This is a genomic window from Calothrix sp. NIES-3974 (assembly GCF_002368395.1).
GTDB lineage: Bacteria > Cyanobacteriota > Cyanobacteriia > Cyanobacteriales > Nostocaceae > NIES-3974.
The window spans coordinates 3,180,752-3,201,034 of sequence record NZ_AP018254.1; the positions used below are offsets into that span (position 1 = coordinate 3,180,752).

16 protein-coding genes are annotated in these 20,283 nt (G+C 43.3%); 9 read left to right on the forward strand and 7 right to left on the reverse strand.

Annotated features, from left to right (window positions below; all coding sequences use genetic code 11):
- Positions 1–52: 52 nt before the first annotated feature.
- Positions 53–1,873: an aspartate kinase gene (locus tag CDC37_RS12765; RefSeq protein WP_096622323.1), complete on the reverse strand. Its 1,821-nt coding sequence runs from the start codon at positions 1,871–1,873 to the stop codon at positions 53–55.
- Positions 1,874–2,109: 236 nt separating this feature from the next.
- Between CDC37_RS12765 and CDC37_RS12770 the strand changes: the two genes are divergently transcribed.
- Complete coding sequence (locus CDC37_RS12770) at positions 2,110–3,492, forward strand: S8 family peptidase (protein WP_231943049.1); 1,383 nt, start codon at positions 2,110–2,112, stop codon at positions 3,490–3,492.
- Positions 3,493–3,975: 483 nt separating this feature from the next.
- Positions 3,976–4,935 carry a calcium/sodium antiporter gene (locus tag CDC37_RS12775; protein WP_096622325.1) on the forward strand — a complete coding sequence of 320 codons (960 nt, stop codon included), beginning with the start codon at positions 3,976–3,978 and terminating at the stop codon, positions 4,933–4,935.
- Between the two features lies 1 nt (position 4,936).
- Here the strand turns inward: CDC37_RS12775 and CDC37_RS24295 are convergent, their stop codons facing one another.
- Positions 4,937–5,077, reverse strand: a complete 141-nt coding sequence (locus CDC37_RS24295; protein ID WP_157780734.1) for a hypothetical protein — start codon at positions 5,075–5,077, stop codon at positions 4,937–4,939.
- 247 nt (positions 5,078–5,324) lie between these two features.
- Here CDC37_RS24295 and CDC37_RS12780 point away from each other — a divergent pair, with 247 nt between their 5' ends.
- Positions 5,325–5,903 carry a hypothetical protein gene (locus tag CDC37_RS12780; RefSeq protein ID WP_096622326.1) on the forward strand — a complete coding sequence of 193 codons (579 nt, stop codon included), beginning with the start codon at positions 5,325–5,327 and terminating at the stop codon, positions 5,901–5,903.
- A 49-nt stretch (positions 5,904–5,952) separates the two neighbouring features.
- Here the strand turns inward: CDC37_RS12780 and CDC37_RS12785 are convergent, their stop codons facing one another.
- Positions 5,953–6,123, reverse strand: a complete 171-nt coding sequence (locus CDC37_RS12785) for a DUF2256 domain-containing protein (protein ID WP_096622328.1) — start codon at positions 6,121–6,123, stop codon at positions 5,953–5,955.
- Between the two features lie 127 nt (positions 6,124–6,250).
- Here CDC37_RS12785 and CDC37_RS12790 point away from each other — a divergent pair, with 127 nt between their 5' ends.
- The 4 genes from CDC37_RS12790 to CDC37_RS12805 all read left to right on the forward strand — a co-directional run bounded on the left by CDC37_RS12790 (position 6,251) and on the right by CDC37_RS12805 (position 10,484).
- A complete protein-coding gene (locus tag CDC37_RS12790) occupies positions 6,251–8,164 on the forward strand; it encodes a M48 family metalloprotease (protein WP_442861039.1) in 1,914 nt (637 codons plus the stop codon).
- Positions 8,140–8,409, forward strand: coding sequence for a hypothetical protein (locus CDC37_RS24300; RefSeq protein WP_157780735.1), 270 nt, complete (start codon positions 8,140–8,142; stop codon positions 8,407–8,409). Before CDC37_RS12790 ends, CDC37_RS24300 begins: the two co-directional genes overlap by 25 nt.
- 319 nt (positions 8,410–8,728) lie before the next feature.
- On the forward strand, positions 8,729–9,490 hold the full coding sequence (locus tag CDC37_RS12795) for a COP23 domain-containing protein (protein ID WP_096622329.1): 762 nt from the start codon (positions 8,729–8,731) through the stop codon (positions 9,488–9,490).
- A 499-nt stretch (positions 9,491–9,989) separates the two neighbouring features.
- Complete coding sequence (locus CDC37_RS12805) at positions 9,990–10,484, forward strand: DUF427 domain-containing protein (protein ID WP_096622331.1); 495 nt, start codon at positions 9,990–9,992, stop codon at positions 10,482–10,484.
- A gap of 465 nt (positions 10,485–10,949) precedes the next feature.
- Here CDC37_RS12805 and folK read toward each other — a convergent pair whose 3' ends face one another.
- Complete coding sequence (gene folK, locus CDC37_RS12810; RefSeq protein ID WP_096622332.1) at positions 10,950–11,459, reverse strand: 2-amino-4-hydroxy-6-hydroxymethyldihydropteridine diphosphokinase; 510 nt, start codon at positions 11,457–11,459, stop codon at positions 10,950–10,952.
- Between the two features lie 466 nt (positions 11,460–11,925).
- Between folK and CDC37_RS12815 the strand changes: the two genes are divergently transcribed.
- Positions 11,926–14,478 carry a transglycosylase domain-containing protein gene (locus tag CDC37_RS12815; protein WP_096626167.1) on the forward strand — a complete coding sequence of 851 codons (2,553 nt, stop codon included), beginning with the start codon at positions 11,926–11,928 and terminating at the stop codon, positions 14,476–14,478.
- Positions 14,479–14,489: 11 nt separating this feature from the next.
- Here CDC37_RS12815 and CDC37_RS12820 read toward each other — a convergent pair whose 3' ends face one another.
- Positions 14,490–14,969, reverse strand: coding sequence for a transport-associated protein (locus CDC37_RS12820; protein ID WP_096622333.1), 480 nt, complete (start codon positions 14,967–14,969; stop codon positions 14,490–14,492).
- Between the two features lie 1,208 nt (positions 14,970–16,177).
- A complete protein-coding gene (locus CDC37_RS12830; RefSeq protein WP_157780736.1) occupies positions 16,178–16,573 on the reverse strand; it encodes a hypothetical protein in 396 nt (131 codons plus the stop codon).
- Between the two features lie 792 nt (positions 16,574–17,365).
- On the opposite strand from CDC37_RS12830, the gene CDC37_RS12835 reads away from it, so the two are divergent.
- The gene (locus CDC37_RS12835; protein WP_096622338.1) at positions 17,366–18,322 is read left to right on the forward strand and encodes a PRC-barrel domain-containing protein; all 957 of its coding nucleotides are present in this window, start codon (positions 17,366–17,368) and stop codon (positions 18,320–18,322) included.
- Between the two features lie 477 nt (positions 18,323–18,799).
- Here the strand turns inward: CDC37_RS12835 and CDC37_RS12840 are convergent, their stop codons facing one another.
- A complete protein-coding gene (locus tag CDC37_RS12840; protein ID WP_096622339.1) occupies positions 18,800–20,011 on the reverse strand; it encodes an FHA domain-containing serine/threonine-protein kinase in 1,212 nt (403 codons plus the stop codon).
- Positions 20,012–20,283: the final 272 nt, after the last annotated feature.

Below are 20,283 nucleotides of genomic sequence, written 5' to 3' on the forward strand. Positions count from 1 at the left end.
TCGGTAAAACCTTGGGAGACTCAATGACGCTACGAACTTATACAAAGCTGTACTAAGCGGGAACGACAAATTTCTCACTTCCAGCTAAACCAAAAGCCGCATGAATCACCTGTAAAGCCTTCACTCCTTCACTTTGGGAAACCACACAACTAATTTTAATTTCGGAAGTGGCAATCATTTGGATATTAATCTGATTTTGTGCCAGGGCTGTAAACATTTTAGCCGCGACTCCTGGTTGTCCCACCATCCCTGCACCAACAATACTTACTTTACTAATTTCCTGATCTAACACCACCTCACCCCAACCGTATTCCTTCCCAGCTGTAATTAACATTTCTTGGGCTGCGAGGGCATCCATCCGTGCTACTGTAAAAGCAATATCGCGAGTCGGTACACCGTTAATGATATGACAGCGTTGTGATTGAATAATCATGTCCACACTGATGGTTTTTTCCGCCAATAAACCGAATAACTTGGCAGCCATACCAGGTTTGTCGGGAACATGACGGATGGCGATGCGGGCTTGATTTTGGTCAAGGGCAACACCACGCACGGGCGGTTTGCCAGTATTTTTACCTGGATGAATATCTACCACAGAGCGGATGGGAGAAGAAGTAATTTCAAAAGCTTGGGAGAGGGCACTAACTGCGCGATCGCAATCACAAACATCCACCACACAACTCACCTTCACCTCACTGGTGGAAATCATCCGGATATTCACACCAGCCTCTGCCAAGGTAGCAAACATTTTCGCTGCTACACCGGGTCTGCCAATCATTCCTGCCCCGGCAATACTTACCTTAGCAATATCCGATTTTACCATCACCTCGGCGGTGTCACTGCCATGTTCCCCTGGATTGGATAAAGCTGGTGCGATCGCGGCGGCAACTGCTTCTGCCTTTGGTAATATGGGGGTCATGACGGTAAAGGCAATGTCATTCGTATTACCTTCATGGATAGATTGAATAATTAAATCCACATCCACATTTTGACGGGAAATTTCCCCAAACAGACTAGCAGCAACCCCTGGACGGTCGGGAACCCGTAGTAACGCCACCCGTGCCTGGTTGGTATCAAATTCAATCGCATCCACTGGCCGCGCCAACTCTAAATTAATCAGCGATCGCTCTGGCGGTCGAGTTGATCTTACCCAAGTACCCGGTGCATCACTCCAACTAGAACGCACCACCAACGGCACACCATAGTTACGAGCAATTTCCACTGCCCTAGGATGTAATACCTTCGCTCCTAAACTGGCTAATTCCAGCATCTCATCACTGGTGATTTCTGCCATTAACTGAGCTTCGGGAACTAAACGGGGGTCTGTAGTTAATATCCCCGGAACATCGGTATAAATTTCACAATAATCTGCTCCTAAAGCCGCCGCTAAAGCCACCGCGGAGGTATCCGAACCCCCCCGACCCAAGGTGGTAATTTCCAAATTTGCGGTACTACTGATGCCTTGAAAACCAGCAACCACCACCACTTTACCCTCTTGGAGGTGTTGCTGAATCCGTTCGGTACTAATTTGCAAAATCCGCGCCTTTGTATGGGTAGCTTCTGTAACAATTCCTACCTGCGCCCCAGTCATCGAAATCGCCGCTTGTCCACACTCCTGTAAAGCCATACTCAACAAGGCAATAGTTACCTGTTCCCCAGTTGACAGCAGCATATCCATTTCCCGGCGATTAGGAGTCGGCGAAATTTCGTAGGCCAATTTTACCAGTCCATCGGTAGTTTTCCCCATCGCCGAAACCACAACCACCAAGGAGTTACCTGCATTCACACTTTTACACACGCGCTGCGCAACCGCTTGAATGCGTTCCACCGAACCAACAGAAGTCCCACCGTACTTTTGAACTATCAGCGCCATATTAATCAATAACAAAAGATAAACAGCAAATAGGTATCACAGAAGGCGATTTTACTAACTTATCAGAATCACCACACCGAAAGCAGTTTTAGTTTACATTTTGTTTGCAGTTTACTTTACATACTCAACAAACCAAAAGGGAAATATATCAACCAACCCTGGCGTAATTTTGCATCAGTTCCATGTCTTAGGAATATATATCCTTCAGACGATTTCTGACCAAACTGCCCCAAATTATGCTGGAAAACTACAATTTGATGCATCTCCCCAACGGTTTTACACACCAATTAACCACAGATCACCTGATCACATCACCAGTATCTTTATTCACCAACACCCTGAAAGTCAATAGCAGCATCAATCCTTTTTATCGCCTTTCTAGCAGTTTAGATACTGATGTCGCAAATGTAATCACTGATTCAATTACTCCTAATCATGATATTCAGATCGATTCCTGTGACGAAACCATCATCAATCAACTCAGTAGTCACTACCAACTAACTTTCACTGGGGAAAACCAAACGGATTTTGATTATTGGTTTCCTAACCTCCAGATCGATTTTCCCTCCCCAGAAGTCACAATCGATATGGAAATACCAAATCCGAACCTTCATTTCACCTCTTCCCCCCTCAGTTCCACCTCCAATCCCCAACCGACCTACACCACCCAGTCTTACAACTTCAGTCCAGTCTATGGTGATGGTTTAATTGATGCAGCAAATGCAGTTGCTACAGCCATAGGTTTACCCCGCTTCAGCGACATTCCCAACCACAGCAACATATACACCTGGGGATTAGATGCAATCAGTGTCCCCGAAGTTTGGACACAGGGATACACAGGTGAAGGTGTGGTAGTAGCAGTGATTGATAGTGGGGTTGATTTTACCCACCCAGATTTAGATGACAATATCTGGATTAATACTGGTGAAATTTTTGGGGACGGTATCGACAATGATGGCAACGGATATATCGATGACTTGATTGGTTGGGATTTTGTCGGTAATGACTACAATCCGATGGATGAGGAAACCCACGGAACCCACGTCGCTGGCATTATTGCCGCAGAAGCAAATGGTTATGGTATGGTTGGAGTTGCTTACAATGCCAAAATTATGCCTATTCGCGTCTTTGATGCAAATGGTCGGGGAACCCAGAAAGATTTTATTAAAGGAATTATTTATGCTGCGGATAATGGAGCAGATGTGATTAACCTCAGTCTGACAACGGGAGGATATAGTCCGGAGGTGGAAGCCGCAGTCAAATATGCGACCGAACGTGGTGCGATTGTCGTGATGGCAGCTGGAAATAACGGTGGGGAAGAACCTGTCTATCCCGCAGCTTTAGCAAAATACTGGGGTATAGCCGTTGGTGCGATTGATATCAATTACAATATGGCCGATTTTAGTAATCGAGCGGGTTCTGATAGTAGTCTTTATTACGTAGTCGCACCAGGAAAAGATATATATTCCACAACACCAAATGATACCTATGGGTTTCTGAGTGGCACTTCAATGGCTACACCATATGTATCTGGAGTTGCAGCTTTAATGTTAAGTGCAAATCCGGATTTAACACCAGCAGATATTCGCCAAATTATTGCCGCAACTGCGATTGGTTAACTTGAAAAAATAGAGGTAGTAGGGAGTAGGGAGTAGTAATGGTAATTACACCTCTGTCCTAATTATCCAGGACTTACGCAAGGACGACGTAAACACCGTCATTGCACTTCTTCGCGCAGCGGATCGACTTGCTTGCGTAGCAATCCCAAACATCTGATTTCCTGTAAAGAGTTTGTAAGTCCTACTTATCTATAAAGGGTTGGGGTAGTTGTATGTAGTGCGGTTAGGCTGACGCTCACGGCGAAGCCAAACTATAAAAATAGTTCTTCTGATTACTATTCTCTATTTTCCAGAAAGTCCCTCCATGAGATTTGGACACAGCCAAACATGAAAAAAGCCCCTATTCACTACCCTTTATTTTAATTACACGAATACCTGATAAATGTGACAGCTTGGTGACAGCTTGAACCAAGTAGGTTGAATTACTGTAGGATGGGTTAACGTAGCATAACCCATGCGGTTCAAATATGAACTTTTGAAAAAATGGACCTATTGATCTGGTTAGGTATATTCGTAGTTAGTCTGGCAGTTTTAATTACTGCTGCGAGATTTTTTACGGATGCGGCAGAAATTATTGGTTTGGCTTTGGGGATGTCTCCTTTTGTGATTGGAGTAATTATTGTTTCTATCGGTACTTCCCTCCCGGAGTTAGTTTCCTCCGTGATTGCGGTTAGTCAACAAGTATCGGAAATAGTTCCTGGTAATGTAATTGGCTCCAGTATTTCTAATTTATTTTTTGTGCTTGGGATTGCTAGCTTGTTTACCAGAGCGGCAATTCAATTGGGTGATCAATATATATTTATCGACCTCAATTTCTTAATGGCCACTGTATTTATTGTGGTACTCACAATGTATGATGGCAAGATTACGGTAGGGGAAGGAATAATTTGTCTTGTCGCCTATTGTATCTATGTGTTTTATCTTCTGAAGGATGGTAGTACACCAATAGATATTTTGCTAGATGAAAATGTGAAAGCCGAAGGGAGAAAGGGCAATATTCGCATTCAGGATGTGCTGATTGTAACTCTGGGCGGAATATTTATCTATCTGGGAGCAAGATACACAATTATTTCTTTAGAAAAGCTGGCTGAGATTATGAGTATCAGCAAAGCAATTGTTTCTGTGACTTTACTTTCCTTTGGTACAACGTTACCGGAAACTGTTGTCAGTGCAACCGCTTCTCGTCAGGGTAAGGGGGAAATTGCGATTGGTAATATACTTGGTTCTTGTATTTTTAATGGTTTAGCAATTTCTGGAGTGGCTTCTTTTTTTGGGACTTTAATTGTGACACCCGAAGTATTAAGATTTCCCCTACCGATTTACTGTGTTGCGGCTTTATTATTCTATCTTTTAACTCAAGATAAAAATGTTTCCCGGTGGGAGGGTTTAATATTTTTGTTGATGTATATATTTTTTATTGGCAAAATCGCTAATATTCTGTAGTCTAACTGACTTTGAAGCCAGCGATCGCATAATCTCCCCTTCTCATCCCCCGTTTGTTTTCTGCTTGGCTTGAGCAGCCTTCTATAACAGCGTTCAAAGCAATATTGACTTTATCCCAAAAATCAGCCCATTTTTCCTTCACTGGAAGGGGTGATCAATTGATCCTGGATTTTGAGCGAGTAAGTTGTCAGCCTTGAGCAACGGATTGATTTTCCTTCTACTACTCCTGTCACAGACTATTCCCTGTGAGTTTTTGGATTTTGTGAGAAATGGGGGTGATGGATATAAGTGAAATACCAATTATACAGATGTTTTCATCTATACCTTTGTTTTGTAATACCAGTTAGAGTCAGAGGTCAAAAGTCTACTTGATAACAATAACTCAATGAATGAAAAAAAAACTTGAATATTTTCAAGAAAAATTAATTTCATTACCAGAAATCGGACTTAAGTATGCAGAGATGCTGCGCAGGTTAGAAAAATATCAAAACATTATCCTGATTTATACCCGTGATTATACAGATAAACTCCAAGAAGTGCAGAGTATATCTCCCGGAGAAGACCTGAGCTTTCTAAGTTTTTTTACAGAACAAACTAGTCTTTCTTTTCAAGAAGAGATAAGTGCCGAGTTACAATACTTCCATCATGGATTTAGTTTAATTGATAAAGCGATCGCATCTATCCGTGGACAAGTGGCAATTGAGCAAACTAAACGGGAGCGGGAGGAACAGGTGCTGATTTTTGCACTAAGTACGGGAATTGCGGTCGGGGGGAATGTTGCATCTAGTATTCAAGTAGCACTTCCAGAACATAATGAGGATAAAGGAATTAACGGGATTAAACCGGAAAATTTTTTCATGTCTTTTTTCGCAAGTTTAATTTTCAGTGTCATTATTGGTTTGCTAATTTGGAAATACTTTGGTAAATCCCTGGAGCGCAAAAAAATTATCCATGAAGATGATAGGTAGATGTGAGGTTTATCAAACTCACTCCAACCCCTCCCCAAAATTACCCTCATCATTCCCCATTACCTTTCTCGTTCGCTTGGGAACGTCTTCTGCGACAGCGTTCAGAGCAGTATTTTACGTCATCCCAGCAATCAGCCCATTTTTTTCGCCATGTAAAAGGGCGATCGCATACGGGACATATTTTTGTTGGTAGGTCGGATTTTGAGCGTGTACGTCCCATATATAAAGTAAATGTCTAGATTTATCGAGAATTTAGATCCTGGTGTTTGCGATTTTGGTATTTACTCCTACATTAAAGATAGGATTAATCTTACAGTTCTGGCAATTTTGCTGTTGAAGTAGATTAATTGGTCGTCGCTGTTGTCACCCGTGCTGCTATGAAAGGTAGATGGAAGTCTTGGTTCCTTGCACTCACTTGGTTGCTGTTGTCGATGGGAACGTCGATTTTAGTTGTCTTGACGCAAGTGCGGGTTTCACCTGCGCTGGAATCTGTTCCCTCTATGGGTGGGGAAGTTGGGATGGAAAGTAGTTCCCCGTCGGATCTATCGGATTTAAAAACAGCTTCCCATGAAGGTTTGTACACAACCAAATCTGAAAATAATAGCTCATTCCCACTCCCCACTCCCCATTCCCCACCCCCTATTTACAAGCAAGGAAAAAATCCAAATATCTCTACTGGTAATGCGGAGGTAACAGTTAATCACCAATTTCCCACGCCTTTAGTTGTCAGTGAAGATATTCAGATTAAAACAGAACCAACCACGGATAATCAAGCCACGGAAGCCAAAAATCCCGAAAATAAACCATCAGAAACGAAAGAACCGGAAAATCCCGAAACTTCAGTGAGTGGAAGTCAAGAGGAAGGCAATCCCCTCACACCGGAGGAAATTGCACGAAGAGAGCAGTTTATTGCTGCTGACAAGCTATTTTTAGCAGGAAATGTCGCAGAAGCAGAAAAAATCTACCGTCAGTTGAAAGAACCTTTTGCTAACACCACTGCAACGGTGGAAAATCGTCAACCAGCAATTACCGACCCAGAACAATTACCACCACGGGGTAGGGTATATTGGCGAGAAGCGGAAGCGGGAATGGCTGCAAAATTACAAACCCGCGTTTTAATACCCCTCAAGTTGTTGGTGGAAGAAGTTCCCGAATTTATTCCTGGTTATATTCGTTACGCTCAAGCACTACGGGAATACGGTCAGGAAAAAGAAGCACTGCGTATCCTAGAACAGGGAACCACCCGATATCCCCAGCAACCGGAATTAGTGAAAGCACGGGTAGAAGCCCTAGCAAGTGCGAAAAAATACATGGAAGCTTCCCTTGCAGCCCGTCAATATGCGATTTTGTATCCCCAAGACCCCCTTGCACCGGAATTCATCCAATTAGCGGACGATAACCTCAGACGGTATAAATCCCACATTCGTCGTGAAATTCGCGGAAATGCGATCGCCAACATCATCACTGGTGCTATTGGCTATGCAGTGACGGGAAGTTTACTGGGTCCATTTTCGGCGTTAGATTCCACCTTACTGTTGCTCCAAGGGGAAGAATCCATCGGTGAATCGGTTGCAAAACAGGCTCAAAGACAACTTAACCTGGTCAAAGATGAAACAGTGGTCAACTATGTCAACGAAATTGGTCAAAAATTAGCCCAAGTAGCCGGACGCAAAGAATTTAAATACGAGTTTTTCGTCCTTCCCGAACCGGAACTTAACGCCTTTGCCCTGCCAGGGGGTAAAATTTTTATTAATGCTGGAGCCATTGATAAAGCCAATTCCGAAGCCGAATTAGCTGGACTTATCGGTCATGAACTAGCCCACGTTGTCCTCTCCCACGGATTTCAACTCGTCACTCAAGGTAACTTAATCTCGAATTTAACTCAGTATTTACCACTAGGAGGAACCGTCGGACAATTATTTTCCCTCTCCTACAGTCGGGACATGGAACGACAAGCTGACGTACTCGGTACCAGATTAATTGTCGCTTCAGGTTACGCAGCCGATGGTCTACGCAACCTGATGGCAACCCTAGAAAAAGAACAAAAAAACACACCCCCAGAATGGGCATCATCCCACCCTGGAGGACGCGATCGCGTGAAGTATTTAGAGGCAATGATTGTAGAAAACGGTTACAACCGTTATGGCTACGAGGGTGTAAAAAAACACATAGAAGTCCAGACTAAAGTCAAAGAAATCATCAAACAAACCAAAGCCTGTCGCAAAGACCGCAAGAAGTGTCCGAAGAAGGAGCGGGAGTAGAAGATGCACACCGTCACACTAAATCGAGAACCACAAAGTGTAAAACTTTAGCATGGCGTTCTCAAATTTGTGGAATTGAGCGACTAGCAACAGCAGAATCATTTGCGCTTTGTACCCCTACAGGTTCTGGTAAAACAAGGATAGCTGAACTAGCTATTCTACAAAGGCGACCTGATTTTTTAAATACCTATGACTTTACACTAGATGTGGAAAGTCGAATTGTTTCGTCAAAAGTTTATGTTTGACTTTTAATGCAATAATACAAGCTCAGTTTTTAGGCGATCGCTATCCAGCATACGATTTTAAACGACAAGGAAACCCAGTATTAAGTTAATTTTTGCACTATTTCTTGATCAATAACGAGGTTCTGATCGATTGTTCTTTCAAATATTATCTCAAAGCCCCTTGAAAACTGCGATACAGACTTAAACTGTAAACAATAGGAAGTCGTTTTTCCCACTCCCGACTCCCGACTCACTTTCAAGGAGGAAATGAATCAAAATCTGAGAAATTTCGTCAACCAGCCTAAATAGACCCTAGTGTTCTTACAGAGAGCGTATATCTATGGCACAACCCATAAAATTATTGGTATTAGGCGGTTTAAGTTTATCACTATTAGTTGGTAATGCTGCCTTAGCCCAATCCAATGACGATTTTGTCGTCCCGACGGGGGGAAATTCTTCCACACTTCCCACCGGTACAACCAATCCATCCACAGGTTCTACGGTACAAACTGCGGAGCGATTCACCTGTCAGTTCCATAACGGTCAATACACAGTTATGTACCAACCCCGTAGCCAACCGGGTCAATTTTTCCCTTGGGCTACTCCCCGCGCATTAGGTGGTGGTTGGGATGCCCAAAGACGTTGTTTGACCATAGCCCAACGTTTAGAATTATATCGTCCCGATGGATTATTAGAACTACAAACCGCCGTTGAAAATCGTCACAATATCCTGTGTGTCACGACGGAAGCAAATCCCAGTTGTCGGATTGTCCTCACGGTTCCACCCGACAGAGACCCGTTTATTGTTCGTAACAGCGTATTTGAGAATCTAGTTACTGCCGACAGTGGTCAACAAACCTTTGGTGTCAATACCTATACTACGAGTGGTAATCAAGTAGAGAATATCTACAACATGGGTCGGTCTATTCTTGGAGGAAGAAGACCGCAAGCATCTAATTCCAGAACTGCAATTAACCTCAAACCCTATCTAGCACGGGAAGATGGTGGTACGGCTACAGGTCTACGTAATGCTGTTAGATTACAACCCAATCAGACTCGACCCCAATCTGCGACCAAATTGAAACCAGGTAATTTCCGGTAGTTTTTCACACACTCAGAGAAAACCGAGGGAGCTTCCGAAGTTAGGAATACAAAGTAACCAATTATTTTTGGAGCTTTGCTAGGGTGGCATTAGAGCTATTATGACCATCTCTAGCATCGGCACGAATTCAAACTACAAGTGCCTGAAATCCCTGAAAATCAGGCAAATCATAGACTGTGTTCAAAACCGAGCGCACCATGTACAAAAGAGCCAAATTTACGTCTAATGGGATGACAGTATTCGATTGGGGTAAAAAAGTTTTTTTGATAGTTTTGCGATATCCTTATCTCTGGTGGTTCCCTATATTGATAGCATTTTTACTACACAGAAATTTTATTGGTTTAGAACCAGTAAAGCAAAACACCAAGAGCGTATCGCATCAAAAACTACCAAAATCATTCAAATTTGACTGGAATTTTGGTCTTGATATGCATCTTGAGGAAATTTCTGCGAGTAAACCAACGGTAACAACACACTGATAAAAGGTAAATCTACCAGTATGCGACCGCAGCGTATCGAACCACAACCAGGACAAGAATCTGTATGGGATTATCCCCGTCCACCGAAACTAGAACCAACTAGTAAACACATTCAAATTATTTTTAATGGGGAAGTGATTGCCGATACGACTAATGCCATACGGGTACTGGAAACTAGCCATCCCCCCTCCTATTATATTCCTCCGGCAGATATTAAGATGGAGTATTTAATCGCAACCCCCCAATCCAGTTTTTGCGAATGGAAAGGTCGAGCGGGATATTACACGATCCGGGTTGGAGACAAAGAGGTACAAAATGCTGGTTGGTTTTATCCGAATCCCACACCACCTTTTGCGGCAATTCAAAACCATGTTGCTTTCTATGCCCATGTCATGGATGCATGTTATGTTGATGGTGAGTTAGTTACACCCCAACCAGGAAATTTTTACGGTGGTTGGATTACTAAAGATATTGTTGGCCCATTTAAAGGTGTTCCCGGTAGCTGGGGTTGGTAGATTTTGAGGAGTAACCCGCATTTCCCACAAAACCCTAAAATTCCCAGGGAGTAGGGAGTAGAAGGAAAATGAATTCGTTTATCTCGTCCCTATGCTCCGCGTGGGGACGCATTCCACCAGGGCTACTGCCTCTACATTCTTCAACCCAACCTAACCAATAATCAGGCTTTTAAGTCTAACTGAACTGTATTGTACTATAAAGGTGCTATACCCGCAGGGTTGTCATAGACTAGCGCTACTACGTGCCTTTCTTTACTCATCAAAATTGATGGGACAGACCACTAGGGAGGAATTAGGTTATGCTGTAATCCTTAAACATTATGGCTATTTCCTACTCATACCGATTCAAAAAATGTTTACAACACATTCAGAACAAGACAAGAGACGTAGCATTGCTACCTCTCTTCAACATTGATCTGTATGATCTGTATTGATCTGTCGCCTTCTTTTTTCAAATAGGTATCACTACTCCCTCCTCCCCTTCCAATCAGCCAACAAATGTACATCCGATTGATCAACAGACTGACTTAACTGCAAAATTGATAAACCGGAAACAGGTTCAATCCAATCGGGAGCGATTTCGGCTAGGGGAACCAAAACAAAAGCGCGATCGCCCATACGGGGATGGGGAACTTCCAGGTTCGGTGTCTGAATGATTTGGTTGTCGTATAGTAGTAAATCTAAATCTAGGGTTCTAGCTCCCCATTTTTCAGTACGAACTCGGCCAAATTTATTTTCAATTTTTAACAAAGTTTCTAGAAGCATCAGTGGTATCATCTGTACTTGAAGAATGGCACAAGCGTTCACATAGTCGGGTTGAACTGGACCAACGGCTTTGGTACGATACCAGCTGGATACTTTTTCCAACTCGATTCCCGGAGTTTCGGCAAGGGTGGTAACGGCTTGGTGCAGTATATCTAAGGAATCACCTAAATTGCTGCCGAGAGCGATCGCTGCTGTTACTGGGAAACTCATAGTACAAGTTTTGGATTGACTCCATCGGAAAATATTGGTTAAAGTTTAAATTTATCGATAAGTATTTAGCGGATACATACAGGTAAGTTCATAATGTTATACTGATATCCGGTTTGCTTGCACGTAATTTTGATGGTTGGTTAAGATTACGTAGGAAGTCCTGATTGTGACTTGTGGAAGGTTGAGAGTTATCCGATAACATTCAACAACCAAAATAAAATTAGGATCTACCCACTTGTGATGAGAAATCAGATGTTTGGGATTGCCTCCTTACAACCCTGCGGTCGATCCGCAACGCGTCTACGCAATGACGGTGTTACGTTGTCCTTCCCATAAGTCGCTGTAAAATTTAGAGAAATTTTTCATAAGGTCAATCAGGATTATACAATTTACAAATTTAGAAATTCCCAGATATCAAGCCAAATGATGTTCGGATTGCAACTTCTTCGTGGTGCTGGAGCGAACTGTGGTTAAGTTTAACTCCTGGTTTCAAGATAAATCAGTTCCCATCACTGATCGGGATACCCAAAACGAAAATCCGGAATTTTCTACCAATACGGAGTTAATTCCAGATACTGATACTAATACTGGCGATACCGCAACTGATGATCAGCCTCCCCCATCAAAATCAGTATGGAAACGGATGGGGTCAGTATTATCCGCCGTCATCAACAAACTACCTGGTCATCCTAAACCCCTTTATCAACGCCGTTGGTTTTGGACATGGTTAGGCTTGGGGGGAAGTGCAGCCGCAATCTCCTACGGTATTTGGTCTATTGATCAACAATTACCACCAACCGCCGAACTCAACAGTATTGCTCGCGAACAAACCCTGACCATTAAAGGCGCAGACGGTTCTATTCTCAGACAAACAGGACCTGCAACACGCGATCGCCTATCAATTTCCCAAATCCCGGAAAAACTTCGTCAAGCCTTTATTGCCTCCGAAGACCGTCGCTTCACTCAGCATGATGGGGTTGATTATCAAGGTATTGTCCGTGCTGTGGTCAATAATGTCCGTTCCCAAGGTGTGGTGGAGGGTGGTAGTACCATCACCCAGCAACTTTCGCGAATTTTGTTTCTCAAACAAGAAAAAACCGTTGTCCGTAAACTTCGAGAAATCCGTCTGGCTCAAAAAATGGAGCGAGAACTCACTAAAGACGAAATTCTTGAACGCTATCTCAATCTGGTTTATTTAGGCGCGGGAGCCTACGGAGTTGCAGATGCCGCTTGGGTCTATTTTAGCAAAAGCGTTGACGAATTAACCCTAGCGGAAATGGCAACAATCGCTGGACTCGCTCCTGCACCCAGTATCTATGCTCCCGACCGCAACCCATCAGCTGCGAAAGTTCGACGGAATCTGGTGTTGCAGCGAATGCTAGAAGATGGTTACATCACCCCCAGTGAAAGGGAAGCCGCAGCTAGCGAAGAATTGGTGCTTAAACCCAGTTTACCAAAACGCACCCAAATCACAGCCCCCTACTTTACCAGCTACATCGAAAAAGAACTACCCAAATTAGTCCCCCAAGATGTTTTAGCTGCTGGAGGCTTAACCGTCGAAACCACCCTTGACCCGAAATGGCAAGAATACGCTGAAGCCGCAGTCAATAAAACCATCCGTAACCGAGGACGTTGGGAACGCTTCCAACAAGGGGCATTAGTCTCCCTTAACCCCCGTACCGGTGAAATTAAAGCAATGGTCGGTGGCAAAGACTTTGATAAAAACCAATTTAACCGCGTCACCCAAGCCCAACGTCAACCCGGTTCCACCTTCAAAGCCTTTGTCTATGCAGCCGCGATCGCCAGTGGTCAAAGTCCCTATGACACCTATGTTGATGCTCCCTACGTGGTTGATGGTTATGAACCGAAAAACTTTGACGAGGGATTTCGCGGTAGCATGGATATCCGCAATGCCCTAACTAAATCCGTAAATATTATCGCCGTTAAAGCCTTGGTCAGAACCGGATTCAACCCGATAATCAAATTAGCTCAAGATATGGGGATTAAATCTACCCTCAAACCCACCTATTCCCTTGCCTTGGGTTCCAATGAGGTCAATTTACTAGAACTCACCAGCGCCTATGGCAGCTTCGCCAACGAAGGTTTACACACCGAAGCCCACGGTATCAGCAGAATTCTTAACCGTCAGGGAAATGTACTATGGCAAGCCCAGTATCAACCCAGACGGGTTCTCGACTCCGATAGTGCTGCCATTATGACCTGGATGCTGCGCAGTGTCGTCACCTCCGGAACCGGAAGTCCAGCTAGTCTAGATAGACGTGCTGTTGCTGGGAAAACAGGTACTACCGATAAAGCCCGCGACCTCTGGTTCGTTGGTTACATCCCTCAAGTAGTGACGGGGGTTTGGTTAGGAAACGATAACAATCGTCCCACCCACGGAAGTAGTGCCACAGCCGCCTATACTTGGCAGCAATTCATGTCCAAAGCAACAGCAGACCTGCCGATTGAGAAGTTTCCCGAATTACCCAAACTCCAGGGACGTAAGGCTAGTATTAAAGCTGAACCGGTTAGACCCATACGCGTAGTAAATCGACCCATCTCCACAGACAATCAAGTTGACACTAACGATGATGCGGAAGTGCCACGTCGTCGTCGCCGTCGTCGTCACGATAGCATCAATAGCGAAGTTAATGTTGAAGTTAACGAAAATCGTTCCAGTCGTCGTCGCCGTCGTCGTAATCAGCAATCAAGCGAAAATTCCTCGGTGACGGCGGAGGTGACGACAGAGCAAAATCAAAGACCTAGGAGACGGAGACGACGGATTGACCGCAATATGGATGATAGTAACCAGTCAAGTCAATCAAGCCAATCAACCGAGAATTCGTCACCCTCTCGCTCTCGTCGCCGTCGTCGCAATTCTAATCCAGAATCCACCTCTCCCCAACCCCGTCGTCGTTCTTCCGCACCGGCATCTAGTGGTTCATCCTCCGGTACTGGTTCCTCAGAAGGTAGTTCTCCATCTTGGCGTGAACGCTTGCGTCCCAGTGGTGGGGAGTAATGGTACTCGGATTACTGAGGTTTTTTATCTGCTACCTTGGCTTCCACCTTGACATCTTTAATGCCTTGGAATTTATAGTCCTTAACAGTGGGGGCAATTTTCTTCAATGTTTCTTCATTGGGAACTACACCAGAGATAGTTAAGACACCATCTTTGTTGCTGACCTGAAGTTGGCTATTGGGGAATTTCTCTTTCAAGCGATTGGCGACAATGGTTTCAACTCCGCTATTATTTTTAACAGTAGTTTTTGCTCCATCAACAGCATTCTTCACTGTGGTTTTTGCGCCATCAGTAGTGTTTTTCACTGTTGTGGAAGCCTTATCTGCTGTATTTTTGACGGCATCAGCAGTTTTATCTGCGGTTTTCTTAACTTGATTGACAGGAGATTCATTGGTTGTACCCGTGGAGTCAGCGTTATTGGTTCCTTGCTGACAACCAACAGTTCCAATGAGTAAAAATCCACCGATTAGAAATGGGATGATTTTGTTCATGACCTATTCTCCAAGGCACAAGATTAAATAAATATATGATTATTGGGCAGAATTAGTTATCGGCGTGATTTCTTAATGAATCCTTAATACATTCTTGGTCAGTTAATTAAATTTGCTACAAATAGATAATACGGATAATACGATTAGTTATTTAAATCAGTGAAAATGCCAAATTCTGCTTTTCCTCCCCTTTTCAGCTTATTGACAAAAAAAATGGGTCTATTCTCAATATTAATGACTCTATTCTCAATTTATCCACGTAACTATAGGGCTTTCAGACTGATTATTGACATCTTGACAAATTACAAATAAGATAATCTAAAATGCCGCCGGGGCTATGTAAACCTAAGAAAAGCTTGTTGGATAAAGCGTAACGCAACCTGTATCAGGGATTCAAAATTTTTTCCTCAAACAAGTACGCCTGTGAAAAATCTAGAGTCTTAAAATTCTTGCACTAAAGTTATGGGTTCAGCAAAGCCTAACAGCTAAATTAGTTTTATCTTATTCTTATACCGTTTTAATATGCACTTGCACATAGCAAGTTGTCTGAAGCGAGGAGGAACGACGAATCAATCTCATAATCTTCTCATGGTCTTCAATGTTAACGAGTTGCTAAGATTGCCAAGCTCCAGTTCTTTCTGCACTGCGAGAACAATAAGCAAGCTACACAAAAACACGCAAAAAATTATATGCAACTTCATCTAAAATTTTGAATAGTTTTTTGCTATATCTGGGTTTCAAGCATTTTTGAGCCTGTAATGTATTTTCCTTCCCCTGTATGGGTTTGAAGCTAATTTCTGCCTCAAAAATGTTTAAGTCCCTTTTATTTGCAGTGGTTGAAAAGGATAGGTATTTATTACATAAAGTTAATGCTTCAACGCTGGGGGGGTGACGAAAACTTCCGAAACTATGATACAGCAATAGTTTTAAGCCAGTTTGCCATCAAAAGATAAACTACATTTTCCGGCTTTATTGATTCTATTATGAATAAGCTTTGGGCAAAAGCCTTATTTTTCCGTTGAACTTGGCTCTGAATTTAGTTTTATAGTTAGGGCGATACTCCGTAGGAGTCGCTTCGCGATCGCTATTCTATAATCCTTGCTGCATAAACATTTCAAGCTAGATTGTCACCCCTCCGGGCTTCAACGTCATCTGTCAAGAGTCAACAAACCAAAAAGTAAAAGCATCAGCGTGTAAAGTATAACGAATTACTGGGGAACGACGGTGATGTGGAACTGGGGAGAATTGGTGAGTGGTAATTGTAGGTTCGTTTTACCAGGGGATAGATTTTTGATTACTTGTTCAGGTGTTTCAGTAGAAGTGAGAATAATATTTACTGGTTGACTGGAGTTAACCTGAACAGTTGGGAGATAGGGTACAGGGGGAATTTGTAAACTATTGGGGGAACTAGTTGCGATACGTGCAGCATCAAAGCTCCGGTCTATTGCCAATCCTTCTGATGGGGGTGAGGAAATATTGATCGAAATATATTTTTCCACAATGCCCGTAAACTGAACATTAATACTTTCTGCGAGTGCTGGTGTAATTAAGTAATTGCAGCCGATGCCAGTGAAAAATACAGCGAAAAAGGGAAGCTTAAACATGGATTTCATCTCAGGAAGACAAATATGAGGAGTATTCAGCAACAAATACGTGCTTTCCCTGAGAATACTTCTATGTAAATACCCTGACAACCGCGATCGCACTCAGTTGTGCTTGAGGGATTTTCAGTCTTAAATACATTTAGATTTCCATTTCGTATCAGTATTTATACTGTAATTTTCCAGAAGAATAAATGAATTAAGCGGGAATAATCAGTACTTAACTAGTCAAATCTGAAATAATCTTGAGTATAAATTATGGGAATTTCATCAAATATACGGATAAATTAGAGAAAAGTTTAGTTTCTGGGATTTATCCCGCATTTGTAGCCAATCCCTAAAACTGGCAGGGATTAGCCTACATGTAAAGCTGACACGAGAAAAGATGAAAGTGGATTTTTCTTGCTCCCCACTCTCCACAGCCCACTGCTTTGTTAAAACAGAAATGATGGATACATTATATTTATAAATCAAATGCAGGCAGGATGTCCGCACCACTACCATCAAAATCAAAATCAAGTTGACAGACCACTACGGTAAAGAAACTGAACCTTTGCACTAAATTCTTCGATTGATCAGCTACGCGTCAACACTTTCAAGCGAGTTCCCCACTTCCTTGGGACACAACCTTACAAAAAAATCTCATTCCACTCCCTACTCCCTACTCCCTATTTACAACCACTTTCACAAGTACTGGGAATAAAATTACAATCAAGCAATACAACCGCTTGAGTTTTTGTTATTAATAGTGTTGTATGGATAAACCGGATTCGAGAATCGGGACTCGGTAGATAAATGACCTCAGAACAAATCAGACGCTCCGATATATTAAACACCCAGGTCGTCACCAGTGACAACGGAAAACGGCTAGGAATAGTCAATCAAATCTGGGTTGATGTGGAACAGCGAGAAGTAGTAGCCCTTGGTCTCAAGGACAGCCTCATCGCCGTTTCCAGTATACCCCGTTACATGTATCTTGACCGCATCAGTAAAATCGGTGATGTCATCCTGGTGGAAAACGAAGATGTCATCGAAGATATCGACGTGGAGTTGTTAAGTAATCTCATCAACTGGGAGGTCATTACCGAAACCGAAGAAGTTCTCGGACGGGTGCGTGGATTTACCTTCCATCGGGAAAATGGTAAGTTATTGTCGATTATTATTGCCTCCCTGGGATTACCGCAAATCCCCGACCGGTTGATTAGCACCTACGAAATTTCCATTGATGAGGTGGTTAGTACTGGACCGAATCGGTTAATCGTGTTTGAAGGAGCAGAGGAAAGGGTAAATCAACTGAGTGTTGGTATCCTGGAGAGCTTGGGGATTGGTCGCGCACCTTGGGAACGGGATGGGGATGAGGAATACGCCATGCCAAAAGCGATCGCCCCATCAAACCAACTTCCCAGTGGTATACCCCTAGAACCACCGCGACAAAAACTGCGGGAACCGGAACCAGTGGAAGAGGAAGTTTGGGATGAGGATTATTACGAAGAGGAACCCCCCCGTCGTCAGGTGATGGAAGCACGTCCGGAACCGGAACCGGCATACTACGATGATGAGGAGGAGGAAGATAATTGGAGTGAAGCTACAGGGAAGGATAGTTATAGTGTACCGGTGGATGAGGTGAAGGCTGAGGATTACATTGACCACGACCTGGAGAAGGATGCGTGGGATGATGATGCTCCCCAACCGATTAATATTCCCCAGAAGGTCAAGGAGAAGCAACCGGAATATGAGGAGGAGGGGTATTAAGGATTTTGGATTTTGGATTTTGGATTACCCTTCAGTCGATCCGCTTCCCTCGCACCCATGCTCCGCGTGGGTGCGGAACCTACGAGGTTCTGACCTCGTGAATGAAGGCAGTAGACCTCGTTAACTGAGTGACTACCCAGAGCATAGTCACTAGATAATTCGTAATTCGTAATTAAAAATTAATAATTTGCCAATTTGCCTCGCACCCATGCTCCGCGTGGGTGCGGAACCTACGAGGTTCTGACCTCGTGAATGAAGGCAGTAGACCTCGCTGACTGAGTGACCACCCAGAGCATAGTCACTAGATATATATCAAGTTGTGACTAAATTAATACTCGGTTTATTTTCGCCAACCTGTATTAGGGAGGTTTTTAAAAACTTTTATTCCCCACGAATAATCCCAATTAAAGTTAAATCCGCAGCGTTAAGAATACTCCCTGCTCCCTACCCTCACGCTTCAGACTTTTTCCGCAAACCCTAGTTAATGTTTGATAAAGCTGCAATGACTTCTCTTGCAGTTTGATAGCGATCGCGTGGTAGGGGTTCTGTTAACTTGTCAATTACCTGACGTAGTTCGGGGGTAATGGAGGGGATAGAATTGATTTCAAAACGAAAAGTACGTCCCCGGGGACGATAGTATTTAAAGGGGCTTTCACCACTGAGTAAAAAAATTAAGGTTGGACCAATTGCATACAAGTCTGATTGGGTGAGGGGTTGACCGCGTTCCTGTTCTGGAGCGCAATAGCCTTCTGCACCAATTCTTGTACCGGGTAAGTTGCTACTTTCCTTGACAGCACCAAAATCTAACACGACGATGCGATTATTGCTGTTGCGTACCATCAGGTTGGCTGGTTTGATATCACGGTGGATTAATGGTGGTTCTTGACTGTGGAGGTATTCTAAGACTTCGCAGGTTTGAATCATCCATTCAATTGCTTGATTAGGAGTGACGGTTCCTTTGTAAATAATATGTTTCTCTAAATCTTGACCGTGGATTAGTTCCATTGCCAAATACTTTTTCCCATCCTCCACAAAAAAATCGTAATAGCGGGGGATACCTTCGTGTTGCAGGGATTTGAGGATGTTTGCTTCCCGTTCAAATAACTCTTGAGCTTTGGCAATTTTAGCCATGTCCGCATTCATTTGTTTGAGAACGAGTAATTGGGAAAAACCGACGATTTTACCCTCCCCATCCCATGCAAGATAGGTTGTTCCCATTCCCCCTTGTCCCAGGGTACGTAATACTTGGTAGTTACGGATAGTTTTTTGGACATTAAGAGGTTGTCCGCAGTGGATACAGAAAAGATTACTTGCGGGATTACCTTCGTGGGTACAGGTTGGATGGCTTACAGAAACCGATGGGGTTGGGGGTGGAATTGTGGCTTCAAAACGCAGAATTGGACCACCCTTAGCTAATTGTAATTGAGCTTGTGCAGGCAATTGGGAACGGGTCACTGCAACACCATTAACATAGGTACCATTAATACCCTGATTTACCAATTGCCAGACAGGAGTGTTTTGAGCAGAATTAATTGGTAGTAGTTGGAGATGATGGCGAGAAACCAAATCATCCATAATCACAATATCGTTATCTGTCGCACGACCAATGCGAATCACAGACTCGTTGCTGAAACTCCATGTTTGGAGTGGTGTATGGTTTTGCGGGTCTAACAGAGTAAGTGTAATCACATTCTCATGCCAAGTTTAGATATACTTCACAGGTTGATCTATATTCCTTTTGGTTTGTTAACTGTTGATGGCTGACAGTTGAGCTGTAACTATTAACCATCTCAACGAAAAGCTCCGTTGATGACCGTTGAAAGCACTAGGACTTATGCACTCGTGACGAGAAATCAGGTGTTTGGAATTGCTTCCTTACGACCCTGCGGTCGATTCGCTACGCGAAGAAGTGCAATGACAGTGTTTAGATTGTCCTGGGGTGAGTCCTGAGTATATGTGAG